We start from the raw sequence: 12,802 nt of genomic DNA on the forward strand, positions 1-12,802 counted from the left end.
TTCAGTCGCCGTCGATCTCGCGGTCGGTGGTATCGACCAGATCGGGGTTGACCTTCCGCGTCACCGCGAAGTCCGTCGGCGGGATCACGAGACCGGCGAGCGCCCCGAGCGAGTGGAGCAGGCTCACGATCGGCGTCAGCACGACCAACGCCACACCGACGAGCAACGACTCGTCGTAGTACCGAATCCCGAGGAGTGACCAGACGAGCACGAACGTGAACACCGCGACCGAGAGCACCTGGAAGGCGAGCTCGAACGCGATGGTTCCGGGGATGAACAGCGGGACGAACGTCAGCAACGGCACCGCAGGCGAGAACGCCCACGCGATGTTCCGAACGGTTGTGAGCGTGCGATACAGCGGTGAGAGCAGGCCGCGCTGGGCCTGCGAGCCCGCGATCCACCGGCTCCGCTGGGCGATCATCGCCCGGACCGTCGGCGGGGCCTGGGTGTCGAACATGTCGCGCGCGAGCGCGAAGTCGAGATCGATCCCCTCGTCGGCCGCCACGCTCCAGACGAACGTGGTGTCCTCGATCATCGTCTTCCGATCCCACCCGACCCAGCCTTCGAGCTCCGCACGGATCGCGATCCCGCCACCCCACGCGTACAGCGGCACCGAGAGCGAGGGGAACGCGCGCTGTTCGATCTGGAACCCCAGTCGAAAGACCTCGGCGAGATAGGTGAGCCACGACTGACTCCGGCGCGGCCGTTCGCGGAACTGGACCACGTCGGCGTCCGGAACCCCGTCGAGGTCGGTCACGATGCTGTCCTCGTCGAGAAAGAGCACGAACTCCTTCTCGCAGGTGAGATGCTGTCGCGCCCATTCGAGCGCGCGCCCCTTCCGGATCGCCTCGCACTTGAACGCCTCGGGGACGACGTGGACGGTCGCCCCGTCGATCGTCATCGGCTGCTCGGCGATCACGTGACGGTCGGTGATCGACTCGGGGAGCGCGTTCACGCTCTCCTGGACGATCCGCTCGGAGTCGACCGTCAGAAAGCGCACCTGAACGTCGGCGGGATCGTACGCGGGGTCGGGATACTCGTAACGCCGGCCGACGAACGCCACCAGATACGTCCAGTACACGATGGAACAGGCAGCAAGGAGAACGATGATCCAGAGGATCACCGAGAGGATCGCGGGAACCGCCGCGAGAACCTGTCCGACCATTGGCAATATGAACGACAGCGGACACATTAAGTGTTGCTGACTGCGGTGTCATCGGGACGGTCTACCGCATGCTGTCGCCCGTTCGTCCCGTCTCGACAGTCGGGACGGCCCGCGGCGCGCGCCCGGAAGGGCTTTCCGGTGGCTGGTGAAAGCGGGGAGCGATGGTCGAGGTGAGCGTCATCGTGCCGACGATCCTGCCGCCCGGGGCGACGATCGAGCCCGTCGAGCGCCTCGCGCGCGACGGATTCGACGACTACGAGGTGATCGTCCGTCGCGACGACGGGGCGGCCCACGCGCGCAACGTCGGTATCGAACGGGCCAGCGGCGAGAAACTCGTCTTCCTCGACGACGACTCCGTTCCGTGTGAGGGGTTTCTCAGAACGGCGAGCGTCGCGCTCGACGCCTACCCCGCAGTCGCGGGCCGGGTGGTCCAGCCCGCCGACGCGCCGTATCGCGACCTCGAACTCCCGTGGTACGATCAGGGCGAGAAGACCAAACCCACCGATCTGCTGCCGGGCTGTAACATGGCGATCCGGCGTGAGGTCATCGAATCGGTCGGTGGGTTCGACGAGGAAGCCTTCGGTTGGGGCCACGAGGAGTCCGAACTCGCCGAACGGATCGCCGAGGAGTACGCGATACAGTACGTCCCCGAACTCGTCGTCGAGCACACCTACGTCGAGTCCTTCCGGGACTTCCTCGAAAAATCGTATCTCCTCGGCCGGGCCGACGTGCGGTGGTGGCGGCTCGACGGCAAATCCGACCGGTGGCTGCTGCGACAGACGCTCAACACTTCGCTTCGAGAGGATTCGCGGCTCGGAACCGCGCGACGGGTAGCTCAGCGCGTCGGCTGGATCGCTGAAACGGTCGCCGGTCGGGACTAATAGGGGCGAGGTGTTCGGAGTGTTCGGGCATCTGTGATCGTTGTCGCAGTTGCTTTCGTTTCGGTTGCTGTCGCTGCTGTTACGACCGCTACGATCCCGACACAACTGAGAACCGCAGGCCACACGCCTCCCCAACCGACTCCTTCGCTCGTTCGCATTCGCTCACTCTGCTCAGTCATCCCTCGCACGGGAGTTGTGCGCCGACGGAGCGGCGTCTGCTCACGGCGCTTCGCGCCGTTCGCACGGCCAGCGGGACGGCAAGCCGTCCCGCTCGGCGCAGCCGCGCGCCAACCGCAAGCAGCACTACCGCAAGCAGCACTACCGCAAACCAGCACCAGCCGCAGCAACCACGCTGATCGTCGGAGTCAATCACACCGATCATCGGTCCGAAGCGGCTATCCCGGCGGGCGGGCGAGCACGGGTATGCAGGTAACGTTCCTCGGGACGGGCGGCGCGGTCCCGACGACACGACGCAACACCAGCGGACTGCTGCTCCGCCGCGACGGCGAGCGCCTTCTCTTCGACTGCGGCGAGGGGACCCAGCGCCAGATGATGCGCTTTTCCACCGGGTTCACCGTTTCCCATGTGTTCCTCACCCATCTCCACGGCGATCACGTCCTCGGACTTCCCGGGTTGTGTCAGACCCTCGATTTCAACGACCGCGAGGAGCCGCTCGCGATCCACACGCCACCGGGCACCCGGAGCACGGTCGAGAACCTCGTCGGCGTCACCGGCGCGCGCCTCGGCTACCCCATCAGGGTGAGCGACGCCCAGCCGGGCGGCGTCGTGCTCCGGAAAAACGAATACGAGGTCCGTGCGTTCGCGACCGACCACCGCACCCAGTCGGTGGGCTACGCGCTAATCGAGGACGACCGCAAGGGCCGATTCGATCGCGAGCACGCAGAGGAACTCGGCGTGCCCGAGGGGCCGAAGTTCTCCCGACTCCACAGGGGAGAGACCGTCGAGCTCGACGATGACACCGTGATCGAGCCCGAACAGGTAGTGGGACCGCCGCGGCCGGGCCGCCGGATTGTCTACACCGGCGACACGCGACCGACGGGCGCGACCGTCGAGGCCGCAACCGACGCCGACCTCCTGGTTCACGAGGCGACCTTCGCCGACGATCGCGCCGAGCGTGCCGCCCAAACCGGCCACTCGACAGCGATCCAGGCCGCCGAACTCGCCAACCGCGCGGGCGCGAAACGGCTCGCGCTCACCCACATCTCCTCGCGGTACGCGGGCGACGCTTCCCAACTCGATCGCGAGGCGCGCGAAATCGCCGAGTGCGAGGCGTTCGTCGCCGAGGACGGCCAGGCGATCGACGTTCCGTACCCCGGCGCGGAGTGACTACTGAGGGATGGACTATCGAAATCGATATTCACGCCGAAACCGTTCGATCGTTATGAACACGTGTACGTACTGCGATAGTGATCTCTCGTCGTACGACCCGGTGTCCGTCGAACGTGGCTCCATCGACACGGACGGCGAACGACGTCGCGAGGGGCAGTTCTGTAACTACGCCTGTTTGTCGGCACACATCGACGAGGAAGGACTGACCGAGGGGGCGTGCTGTCGAATCGAGCTGTGAGCCGTGTAGCAAAACGAACCGTTTGATCCGCGATAGGTATCGACGAACAGTCGCTACCCCGTTTTTCAGCCCGACCCAGCCGACGGCCCGATCGAACAGTAGTTCTGGTCACGACCGTCGTTCGTCACCACCTGACCACGGAGCGTACTGCCGCTCCGACGACGCCAATCTTGATGGGGCGCGGCATCGGTGGCCGGTGTATGGACGAGTCGGTCGCGAGCACGGTCGCCACCTACGAACGGGTCGCCCCCGAGTACCGAGAGCGCCACGCCGATCGTAGCGTGATCGCCGACGCTATCGAACTGTTTCTCGAGGCGATCGGCGGGATCGACGGTGATCGTGTGCTGGACGTCGGCTGCGGTCCTGGCTGGGAGTCCGCGACCTTCCGCGAGCACGGATTCGACGTGAGTGCCATCGATCTCTCGCGGCCCTTCCTCGACGCTACTCGTGAGATCGCTCCTGGGGCGAGCCGTGCGCGGATGGACATGCGCACGCTCGGGTTCGCCGCGAACGCCTTCGACGGTCTCTGGTCGTGTGCGTCGTTTCTCCACGTCCCGCGCGCCGACGCCAACGGCACGCTCCGGGAGTTTCGGCGCGTGCTCCGACCAGACGGAGTGTTCTTCTGTGCTGTGGCACGGGGCGAGGGTGTGCGGGCGAGCGAGAGCGAAGCCTATGGAGAACGGGACGAACGCCGCTTCACGCTCTACACACCGGATGGGTTGCGCGAGCGCGCGGTCGACGCAGGCTTCGTCGTTGAGGAGCTCCACGAGGGAAGCGACAGGGAGTGGCTTCACCTCCTCGCGAGAGCGGAGTAGCGCGGCCGTCGTGCCGTCCGGGCCCGCTCCCGGAGATGCCCATCACTCGCGAAACGCCGGACGCGGGTACGTTTCTTTCGCCTGTTCCGCGGCGTCGAGATCGATCCCGACCGTGACGAACGGCTGGTTTCGCGTGGTGCGGGCGATCACAGCCCCGTCGGGATCGACGATCCAGCCCTCACCGCCGAAGACCACGTTCGACTCGTCTTCGATCGTGACCCGGTTCGACGACGCTACGAACGCGCCCGAGACGACCCCGGTCGAACGCCCGCCGGCACGCCACTTTTCGAGGGTGCGCTGCTCGGTCGCCCGCGGATTGGCGATGAGGTGTGCGCCGGCGTGGCCGTACGAACGCGCCTCCTCGGCGGCCCACAGGTCGGTACAGATGAGGAACCCGGTTTGCGCGCCGGCACAGTCGACGAGGGAGAACTCGCGCTCGCCGCGATCGTACCACGACGCCTCCCAGAACCCGGGTTCTTCGGGAAGGTAGCGCTTCTCGTGGACCGTCGTCGCGCCGTCGTCGTCAGTCCACCGGACGCCCTCGTTACACCGTCGCTCCCCGCGGATCGACGGACGGGACAGTAGCACGGTCGCGGGTGCGAGGGCGTCGAGACGTTCGATCCACTCGTCGTGTGCGGCGGCGGCGCGCTCCCACGCAGCCTTGTCGTCGGTCGGGGTCGCGGGAAGCCACGGCGCGAACGGCATCTCGGGCAACACCACGAGATCGCTTTCCTCGCGGGCGACGTGCTCGACCAGCTTCGGCCACTCGCGTTCGAACGTGGTGCGGTCCTCGGGGAGTTCACAGACGGTGACGCGCATCTCATCGCCGTGCAGCGACGTTGGACATAAATCCTACTATTCAACCGGACGACACGGCGTTCGTCCGGCTTTTCACTCCGACGGCCGAAGCTGGCTCATGACCCGTTTCGACGCCGCTACCGCGGACACCCGCCAAGAGCTGTTCGTTGATGCGATCCGTGCCCACACCGAGCGCGACAGCACGTTCCTGACGATCGAGACCGCCACGGTCGACGCGGATGGAACCGACGATACGAGCGAGAGCGACGACGCGACCCACGAAGTCGGTGGGACCGGCGAAGCCGACGCGACCGGCGACGAAGCCGATGCGACCGACACCGACGGACCGCCGTGGGTCCAGTACGCCGACGGCACACTCAACCTCGACTGCACCGACGACGAGCTCGACCGTCTGAAGTCGCTGCTCGACGAGTTCCCGTCGTTCACCATCGACGATCTCGCCACCCCGGACGAGGCTGACGGCACCAACGTTCGGGTGATGGCGCGAACGGACGACAAGCGCGTCGGTGAGTTCGTGGATCGGGTCTTTCGACAGGTCTACGACCGCTCTGACGGATACCGTGCGTGGGTTACAGCCGTCTGACTAGAACGGTAGGTTTTCTACCGGTGGGGCAGAACCGCCGAAAGAATGTACATCGTGATCGTCGGTGCGGGCGGCATCGGCACGCCGCTGATCGAGGTCGCCACCGCGGGCGGCAACGAGGTGGTCGTGATCGAGCACGATGCGGCGAAGGCCGAGGCGGCCGCCACGGAGTACGACTGTCTCGTTCTCAACGACGACGCCACGATCAAGGAGACGCTCGAAGACGCGGGGGCCGACCGTGCGGACGCGCTGATCTCGACGACCGAGCGTGATGCCACCAACATCATGGTCTGCCTGCTCGCCCAGGAACTCGACGTCCCCGACGTGGTCTCGGTCGTCCACGACCCCGACCATTTGAACGTCTTCCGACAGATCGGGGTCACCGGGATGGAGAACCCCCAGCGGCTGATCGCCGAACACCTCTATCGCGCCGCCACGCGCCCGTCGATCGTCGACTTCATGCGGATCGGTGAGCACGCGGAAGTGTTCGAAGTCACCGTCGCCGAGGACGCCGATATTGCCGGTTACACCCTCGCCGAGGCCGACGAGGCGGGGCTGCTCCCCGAGGAGACGTTGATCGTTGCGGTCGAACGCGAGGGTGGTGATCCGATCACGCCGCGAGGCGGAACCAGGATCGAGGTCGGCGATCTGCTGGCGGTGTACTCGGGCGAGGGCGCGACGCCCGAAGTCACGGACGTCTTCGGCTGCGACGAGGACCACGCCGGAGCGCCCCGACAACGACGCGAGCGGTACTGAAATGCGCCGCGGTCACACCGTCGCCAGCGTGCCGTCGGACCTCGCCACCATCGCGCGCGATGTCGGTTCGTTGCTGTCGATGGAGGCGGTGCTCATGGCCGGCTCCGCGCTGGTGGCGCTCGCACTCGGGGAGTACGGCGTCGCACTCGCGTTCATCCTCTCCGCGGTGGCGACGCTTGCGGTCGGCGGGGCCACGAGACACGTCTTCGCCACCGCGCCAGCCCCGCGGATGAAACACGGGATGGTCATCGCTGCCGCCGGCTGGCTCCTCACCGCGCTGTTCGGCGCACTCCCTTTTTTCATCTCGGCACACCTCCTCTCGCCGGCCGATACGGCCGCCTACGTGCCTGCGGGGGCGAGCTACGCCGAGTCGAGCCTCCGATATTTCGCCGATCCGCTCCACGCCGTCTTCGAGTCGATGTCGGGCTGGACCGGCAGCGGGCTGACGATGGCGATTCACGAGCCGTCGCTGCCGCGCGCGCTGCTGTGGTGGCGCTCGCTCATTCAATGGGTCGGCGGCGTCGGCGTGATCGTACTCACGGTGTCGATCCTCTCGCGGCCCGGCAGCGGGAGCTACACGCTCTACCGCAGCGAGGCGCGCGAGGAGCGCATCCATCCGAGCATCGTTTCCACAGTCAGAACGGTCTGGAAGATCTTCCTCGCGTACACCGTCCTCGCGGTGATCGTGCTGTTCGGCGCGATCCTCGCAAGCGAGTCGTTGCCGCCGGCGGAGGCGGCGTGGCAGGCGCTCAATCACGCGATGACGGGGCTTGCCACCGGTGGATTTTCGGTCACTGATAACTCGATCGCGACCTACGACTCACCGTTGATCGAAACCGTCCTGCTGCCGATCATGACCCTCGGCGCGATCGCCTTTCCCATCCACTACGTCGTTCTCAGGGATCGCGATCTCCGCGCGCTCGTCGCGGACCTCCAGACGCGCTGGCTGTTCGTGCTGTTCGGTGTGGGGATCGTCGTCCTGACGCTCCAGAACGTGCGGACGTTCGCCCCAGCGCTCTCGCTGCGCGATTCGGCGTTCCAGTTCGTGAGCGCACTCACCTGCACGGGCTTTCAGTCCTCGCCGATTGGGTCGTGGACAGCGGGCGGGAAACTCATCACCTCGGGGGCGATGGTGCTCGGCGGCGCGGCCGGTTCCACCGTCGGCGGCATCAAGATCATCCGGGGGTACACCATCGCGCGCGGCATCAAGTGGCAGTTCTCGCGAGTGTTCCTACCCGCGAGTACGGTTGTGACGGCCCGGATCGGGGATCGGCAACTCGACAGGGAGGGGATGGAACGCGAGTTCAGCGAGGCCGCCATCGTGAGCCTGCTCTGGCTGCTCGTCCTGCTCGCGAGCAGCGTGGTGCTCACGAACCTCGCCGGGCCGGAGTTCGGCTACGCCGACGCGCTGTTCGAGGTGGCGAGTGCTCAGGGCAACGTCGGCCTCTCGACCGGGATCACCGGGCCGTCGATGCGACCGCTCGCCGAGGCGATGCTCGTCGTCAACATGTGGATCGGGCGGCTCGAAATCATCCCAGTGCTCGTGTTCGCCCGTGCGGTGCTGTACGGGCTCGATCCGTAGTCCCACAGTGAATCGGCCCGGGCGTTTCGAGCGGGAGCGAAACGTCCGAGATTACAGTGATCCATCGGAGTCGAGCGCAGGCAAAACGGCTCCGCTATCGCGGTTCGTTGCTCCTCGAAGCGGACGATGATGTCAGGAAGGCGACCGGGAGAGTGGGTGAAGGGTTTTTGGCCCTTCGGTCATCGTCGTTCCCAATGAGCGATGGAGCCGGTGGTGAGACTGCTGGCGGGGCGGGCGACATCGAGACCGAACTCGACCGTGACATCGGCTTCGTCGGTGCGGTCGCGCTCGGCGTTGGCACGATGATCGCGGCGGGCATCTTCGTGCTCTCGGGGCTTGCGGTGAGCAACGTGGGCATCATGGCGATCGGTGCGTTCCTGATCGCCGCGTTCGTCGCTTCGTTCACCGCGTTCGCGTACGCGGAGTTCGCCGCGCTCTACCCCGAGAGCGGCGGCGGGTACGCCTACGTCGCCAACACGTTCGACCGCGACTGGACGTACATCGTCGGCTGGTCGATGATCCTCGGCTATCCCGCGAGTGCGGCGTTCTATCTCGCGAGCTTCGGTGACTGGTTCTACCGATTCATCTATCCCGTCCTCTCGATCCCCGAAGCGGTCCCGTACTGGCTCTCCGCAGTCGGGGTGCTCGCCCTCTTGGTCGGAGTCAATCTCAAGGGAACCGAGGAAACGGGGGCGTTCCAGATCGTCGTCACCGGCCTGAAGGTCGTACTGATCCTGTTCTTCCTCTACGGCGGCCTCCAGGCGTTCAACACCGACGTGATCGGCACCTCGATCGCACAGAACACCCAGGGAATCGCCGACTTCCGCGACATCGCCGTCACGAGCTCGCTCGTGTTCATCACCTTTTTCGGATTCGAGGCGATCGCGACCAACGCCGAGGAAATCAAGGAACCAGGTACGACCATCCCGCGCGCGATCTTCTTCAGTATGGGGTTCGTCACGGTGGTCTACGCGCTCGTGGTGATGGTCATCGTCTTCGCGGTGAACAACGACGCCTTCCTCCAGTTCCTCACGACGAACACCGATCTCGGCGGCGTTGCCCCCCGACAGTTCATCGCCAACAACGGCGAGGTGTCGATGGCGTACGCCGCCCAGTACTACCTCGGCCCTGCCGGGTTCTACGTGATCATCGTCGGTGCGCTGCTCTCGATGTTGTCCGCGGCGAACGCCACGATCCTCGCCGGTTCGCGGGTCAAGCTCGCTATGGGTCGGCGGGACCACCTCCCCGATCGGTTCGAGAAGCTGCATCCCTCGCTCAACACGCCGTATCAGTCGGTGCTTCTCACGGGCGGGCTGATCGTCCTGTTCATCTTCGTCTTTACCGTGGTGTTCGGCGGCGGCCCCGGCAGCGAGGCCCTTGTCCACCTGCCGTTCGCGCTGCCGCTGCTCGGTACGGAGCTCCACCTCGGTATCGAGGCCATCACGCACTTCGCCGACTTCATGCTGCTCACCGGGTTGGTCGTGGTCAACCTCGCGATCGTGCGATCGCGCCGGAAGTTCCCCGACCTCGATCGATCCTTCAAAGTCCCGGCAGTGCCGTGGATCCCCGCAGTCGCGGTGCTCGCGACTCTCGTCCTTCTGTTCAACGTCGAGCCATCGAGTTTCTTCCTCGGACTGGTTGCCGAACTCGTCGGGATCGGCTTTTGGTTCGCGTGGAAGCGGCGCACGCCCTCGACCGAGGAACTCGAACGGGAGACGCCGACCGCCGTCGCCGAGCGCAACCCGTCGGGCCACGAGCGCGACCACCGGATCATCGTCCCGATCGCCAACCCCGACCACGTCGAGCAGTTGATGGGAACGGCGCTCGACCTCGCGCGCGACGAGAACGGCGAAATACTCGTGCTCTCGGTCGTCGATCTCCCCGAGCAGACGCCGCTGTCGGAGGGCCACCAGTACGTCGACGATCGTCGCGAGGTGCTGAACCGGGCGATGGCGCTCGCGGACGGTGGTGAGAGAAGCACAGCTTCTCGAACATCGGCAGACGAGCGAAGCGAGTTCGACGGTGCGGGGGACGTTCCGATCAGCGGGACGGTTCGTATCGGCCACCACATCGACGACACGATCCTCCACACCGTCGAGCAGTACGACGGCGACACCGTCCTGATGGGCTGGGGTGGCTGGCGGGCCCGGCGGCGGGACGTCGTTCTCGGGAACATCGTCGACACGGTGGTGCAGGAAGCCGACTGCGATGTCCTCGTCGAACGCATCGATCCCGACGCCTCGGCGTCGGTCGAATCGATCCTGCTGCCGACCGCCGGCGGGCCGCACGCGGAGCTGGCCGGCGACGTCGCCGCTGCCGTCGCGCGACCCACCGGCGTCAGCGTCGAACTGCTCACCGTCGTCGACCCGAACGCACCCGAGAGCGAGCGCACCGAAGCGCAGACGACGGTCGACACCGCCGCCGACGCGCTCGACGGCGTGAAGACGACGGCGACAGTTGCCGAGAGCGACGACGTCGTCGACGCCATCGTCGATCACTCGGCGGACCACGATCTCACGGTCATCGGCGCGACCCGGTCGGGACTCCTCCAGCAGGTCGTGTTCGGTTCGATCCCCGAACGGGTCGGCGAGGCCGCGGAGAGTACGGTGATCCTCGCAAAACGGAACCTCGGGATCACGTCGTGGCTCCGACGCCTCTTCGACAGGCGATAACGGGACGGAAAGCGGCCGTCCGTTGGCGTTCAGAACGGGAGTCGTTCTCTCGCCTCGTCGGCCATCATGTCGAGCTTGTCCTGAAACTTCTCGACCGAGCGCTCGACGTGCTGGACGCGATCTCTCGGGATCCGGCGCACGACGTCGTTGCCGTCGTCGTCCTCGCCGACCTTCACGAGCCAGTGGTCGTCGAAATATGCGATGTACTCGTTGTCGACGGTGATCTCGACCTGTCCTTCGTCGAGTTTGTCGTAGACGATAGTGGCGCGACCGAGTTCGGGATCGACCATACCGTCGTCACCGTCGGGGACAAAATAAATCCGTGGCCTGCGACTCGACCGTTCGCGGTCGCCGATCGTCTCAGTCGTCGACGTCCTCGGATCCGACGCCGGGCGCGTCGGTGAGATCGACATCGTCCGGCTCGTCGTGGCCGCCGACCAGGATCTCGCCGTCCGGGCCCTCGACGTAGACGTCGTCGGCGAACCCACCTTTCGCGTGCGGATGCTCGGGCTCGTCGAGCCTCTCGGGGGTCGAGGGAGCCTCGGGGATTCCGCCACGCGGCGCGAACGACCCGAGCGGATCGGCGATGGTGATGTCGTATTGGGAGAAGAACTCGTGGTAGCGGTCGTAGTGGGCCTCGATCTCGTCGGCCGGGATCTCCATCATCTCGGTCCAGCCGTGGTTGTAGAAGTCGAAGTTGGCCTGGATATGGGTGATCTCGCGGGCCTCAGCCTCGGTGAATCCCGCTTTGAGCGCCGCGGTGTACGAATCGGTCGTGGCCTCGAAGAGCCCGTCGAGGTGGTCCTCGCGCTCCTCCGCGTGGGCGGGGTCGGCCTTCCCGAGGAACACCCGGGTGTGGAGTTTGACCAGCCCGTAGCTGACGACCGACGCGACCCCGGGCGTCGTGAGCGCCTGTTTCGCCGCGAAGTGACGCACGTTCTGGTTGATCTTCATCGGCCGATCTTGGGGTGGGAGTCACATCAACGCACCGCCTCGACCGTTAGATCCGGACTCTCGTTCCGATCGGCCCGGGAACAAAACCGGTTTGAATGAATGGTCAGTATGTAGTGGTGCGTATGAACGAGATCATCGACAACGTGGCGTTGGTGACGGGTGCAGGGGCGGGGATCGGACGAGCGACGGCGGAACGGTTCGCTCGCGAGGGGGCCTCGGTCGTCGTCTCGGACATCGATGTGGACGCCGGCGAGGAGACGGTCGAACGCATCGGGGACGAGGGCGGCACCGCGGCGTTCGTCGAGGCGGATGTCAGCGACGGGGACGCCGTTGCGGCGATGGTCGAGTTCGCCGTCGACAAGTTCGGGGGGCTCGATTTCGCGGTGAACAACGTTGCTGCCGGCGCCCCGGCGGCGCGCACCGCCGACATCGACGAGGACGACTGGGATCGTGTCACGGCGATCGCCCAGAAGGGGACGTGGCTCGGGCTGAAACACGAAATCCCGGCGATCCTCGACGGCGAGGGCGACGGGGCGGTCGTCAACGTCGCCTCGACGGCCGGCATCGAGGCCAGTCCCGGGCGGACGCCCTACGCAGCGAGCAAGCACGGCGTCGTCGGGCTGACCCGCTCGGCCGGCGTCGAGTACGCGACCGAGGGGGTTCGGGTCAACGCCGTCTGTCCGACCATCGTCGAGACGGCGGCCATCGAATCGCTGTCGCCCGAAGAGCGCGAGAAAGTCACTGCCGACGTGCCGATGGATCGGCCGGCACAGCCCGACGAGATAGCGAGCGCGATCGTGTGGCTCTGTTCGGCCGATGCGTCGTTCGTGACCGCCCACGCACTCCCCGTCGACGGCGGCGAGACGCAGGGCTGACACACCAGCGCGGACGGCGACGAGCGGACCAGGGCGAGCGGATCGGGACGACCGATCACGCCGAATCGATCGTGGGCGCGCCAGCCGCCGAGCCGACCGGCTACGGAGATAG

General features: G+C 66.2%; 13 protein-coding genes. 9 read left to right on the forward strand and 4 right to left on the reverse strand.

What is annotated here, in order from left to right:
• Nucleotide 1: 1 nt before the first annotated feature.
• Complete coding sequence (locus PHA81_RS01540) at nucleotides 2-1,165, reverse strand: glycosyltransferase family 2 protein (RefSeq protein WP_005045842.1); 1,164 nt, start codon at nucleotides 1,163-1,165, stop codon at nucleotides 2-4.
• A 161-nt stretch (nucleotides 1,166-1,326) separates the two neighbouring features.
• Here PHA81_RS01540 and PHA81_RS01545 point away from each other — a divergent pair, with 161 nt between their 5' ends.
• The 4 genes from PHA81_RS01545 to PHA81_RS01560 all read left to right on the forward strand — a co-directional run bounded on the left by PHA81_RS01545 (nucleotide 1,327) and on the right by PHA81_RS01560 (nucleotide 4,449).
• The gene (locus PHA81_RS01545; protein WP_005045840.1) at nucleotides 1,327-2,046 is read left to right on the forward strand and encodes a galactosyltransferase-related protein; all 720 of its coding nucleotides are present in this window, start codon (nucleotides 1,327-1,329) and stop codon (nucleotides 2,044-2,046) included.
• Nucleotides 2,047-2,469: 423 nt separating this feature from the next.
• A complete protein-coding gene (rnz, locus tag PHA81_RS01550) occupies nucleotides 2,470-3,393 on the forward strand; it encodes a ribonuclease Z (protein ID WP_005045837.1) in 924 nt (307 codons plus the stop codon).
• 55 nt (nucleotides 3,394-3,448) lie between these two features.
• The gene (locus PHA81_RS01555) at nucleotides 3,449-3,634 is read left to right on the forward strand and encodes a hypothetical protein (RefSeq protein WP_005045835.1); all 186 of its coding nucleotides are present in this window, start codon (nucleotides 3,449-3,451) and stop codon (nucleotides 3,632-3,634) included.
• A gap of 200 nt (nucleotides 3,635-3,834) precedes the next feature.
• Nucleotides 3,835-4,449, forward strand: coding sequence for a class I SAM-dependent methyltransferase (locus PHA81_RS01560; RefSeq protein WP_005045832.1), 615 nt, complete (start codon nucleotides 3,835-3,837; stop codon nucleotides 4,447-4,449).
• A gap of 42 nt (nucleotides 4,450-4,491) precedes the next feature.
• Here PHA81_RS01560 and PHA81_RS01565 read toward each other — a convergent pair whose 3' ends face one another.
• Nucleotides 4,492-5,268, reverse strand: a complete 777-nt coding sequence (locus PHA81_RS01565) for a carbon-nitrogen hydrolase family protein (RefSeq protein ID WP_005045831.1) — start codon at nucleotides 5,266-5,268, stop codon at nucleotides 4,492-4,494.
• Nucleotides 5,269-5,365: 97 nt separating this feature from the next.
• On the opposite strand from PHA81_RS01565, the gene PHA81_RS01570 reads away from it, so the two are divergent.
• The 4 genes from PHA81_RS01570 to PHA81_RS01585 all read left to right on the forward strand — a co-directional run bounded on the left by PHA81_RS01570 (nucleotide 5,366) and on the right by PHA81_RS01585 (nucleotide 10,861).
• Nucleotides 5,366-5,851, forward strand: a complete 486-nt coding sequence (locus PHA81_RS01570; RefSeq protein WP_005045830.1) for a hypothetical protein — start codon at nucleotides 5,366-5,368, stop codon at nucleotides 5,849-5,851.
• Between the two features lie 45 nt (nucleotides 5,852-5,896).
• Nucleotides 5,897-6,607 carry a TrkA family potassium uptake protein gene (locus tag PHA81_RS01575; RefSeq protein ID WP_005045828.1) on the forward strand — a complete coding sequence of 237 codons (711 nt, stop codon included), beginning with the start codon at nucleotides 5,897-5,899 and terminating at the stop codon, nucleotides 6,605-6,607.
• 1 nt (nucleotide 6,608) lies between these two features.
• Nucleotides 6,609-8,189, forward strand: coding sequence for a TrkH family potassium uptake protein (locus tag PHA81_RS01580; protein WP_005045826.1), 1,581 nt, complete (start codon nucleotides 6,609-6,611; stop codon nucleotides 8,187-8,189).
• A gap of 194 nt (nucleotides 8,190-8,383) precedes the next feature.
• A complete protein-coding gene (locus tag PHA81_RS01585) occupies nucleotides 8,384-10,861 on the forward strand; it encodes an amino acid permease (protein ID WP_273834835.1) in 2,478 nt (825 codons plus the stop codon).
• 29 nt (nucleotides 10,862-10,890) lie between these two features.
• Here the strand turns inward: PHA81_RS01585 and PHA81_RS01590 are convergent, their stop codons facing one another.
• Together PHA81_RS01590 and PHA81_RS01595 are read right to left on the reverse strand one after the other, a co-directional pair.
• Nucleotides 10,891-11,151 carry a hypothetical protein gene (locus PHA81_RS01590; RefSeq protein ID WP_049910398.1) on the reverse strand — a complete coding sequence of 87 codons (261 nt, stop codon included), beginning with the start codon at nucleotides 11,149-11,151 and terminating at the stop codon, nucleotides 10,891-10,893.
• 70 nt (nucleotides 11,152-11,221) lie between these two features.
• Nucleotides 11,222-11,815 carry a DUF6149 family protein gene (locus PHA81_RS01595; RefSeq protein WP_005045818.1) on the reverse strand — a complete coding sequence of 198 codons (594 nt, stop codon included), beginning with the start codon at nucleotides 11,813-11,815 and terminating at the stop codon, nucleotides 11,222-11,224.
• A gap of 122 nt (nucleotides 11,816-11,937) precedes the next feature.
• On the opposite strand from PHA81_RS01595, the gene PHA81_RS01600 reads away from it, so the two are divergent.
• Nucleotides 11,938-12,690, forward strand: coding sequence for a glucose 1-dehydrogenase (locus PHA81_RS01600; protein WP_005045816.1), 753 nt, complete (start codon nucleotides 11,938-11,940; stop codon nucleotides 12,688-12,690).
• Nucleotides 12,691-12,802: the final 112 nt, after the last annotated feature.

The organism is Halococcus sp. PRR34, assembly GCF_028617175.1.
In the GTDB taxonomy this organism is placed as follows: domain Archaea; phylum Halobacteriota; class Halobacteria; order Halobacteriales; family Halococcaceae; genus Halococcus; species Halococcus salifodinae.

Coding starts and splice junctions, on each gene's coding strand:
- PHA81_RS01540 (WP_005045842.1), bottom strand. CDS start 1,165: ATGGTCGGACAGGTTCTCGCGGCGGTTCCCGCGATCCTCTCGGTGATC.
- PHA81_RS01545 (WP_005045840.1), top strand. CDS start 1,327: ATGGTCGAGGTGAGCGTCATCGTGCCGACGATCCTGCCGCCCGGGGCG.
- rnz (WP_005045837.1), top strand. CDS start 2,470: ATGCAGGTAACGTTCCTCGGGACGGGCGGCGCGGTCCCGACGACACGA.
- PHA81_RS01555 (WP_005045835.1), top strand. CDS start 3,449: ATGAACACGTGTACGTACTGCGATAGTGATCTCTCGTCGTACGACCCG.
- PHA81_RS01560 (WP_005045832.1), top strand. CDS start 3,835: ATGGACGAGTCGGTCGCGAGCACGGTCGCCACCTACGAACGGGTCGCC.
- PHA81_RS01565 (WP_005045831.1), bottom strand. CDS start 5,268: ATGCGCGTCACCGTCTGTGAACTCCCCGAGGACCGCACCACGTTCGAA.
- PHA81_RS01570 (WP_005045830.1), top strand. CDS start 5,366: ATGACCCGTTTCGACGCCGCTACCGCGGACACCCGCCAAGAGCTGTTC.
- PHA81_RS01575 (WP_005045828.1), top strand. CDS start 5,897: ATGTACATCGTGATCGTCGGTGCGGGCGGCATCGGCACGCCGCTGATC.
- PHA81_RS01580 (WP_005045826.1), top strand. CDS start 6,609: ATGCGCCGCGGTCACACCGTCGCCAGCGTGCCGTCGGACCTCGCCACC.
- PHA81_RS01585 (WP_273834835.1), top strand. CDS start 8,384: ATGAGCGATGGAGCCGGTGGTGAGACTGCTGGCGGGGCGGGCGACATC.
- PHA81_RS01590 (WP_049910398.1), bottom strand. CDS start 11,151: ATGGTCGATCCCGAACTCGGTCGCGCCACTATCGTCTACGACAAACTC.
- PHA81_RS01595 (WP_005045818.1), bottom strand. CDS start 11,815: ATGAAGATCAACCAGAACGTGCGTCACTTCGCGGCGAAACAGGCGCTC.
- PHA81_RS01600 (WP_005045816.1), top strand. CDS start 11,938: ATGAACGAGATCATCGACAACGTGGCGTTGGTGACGGGTGCAGGGGCG.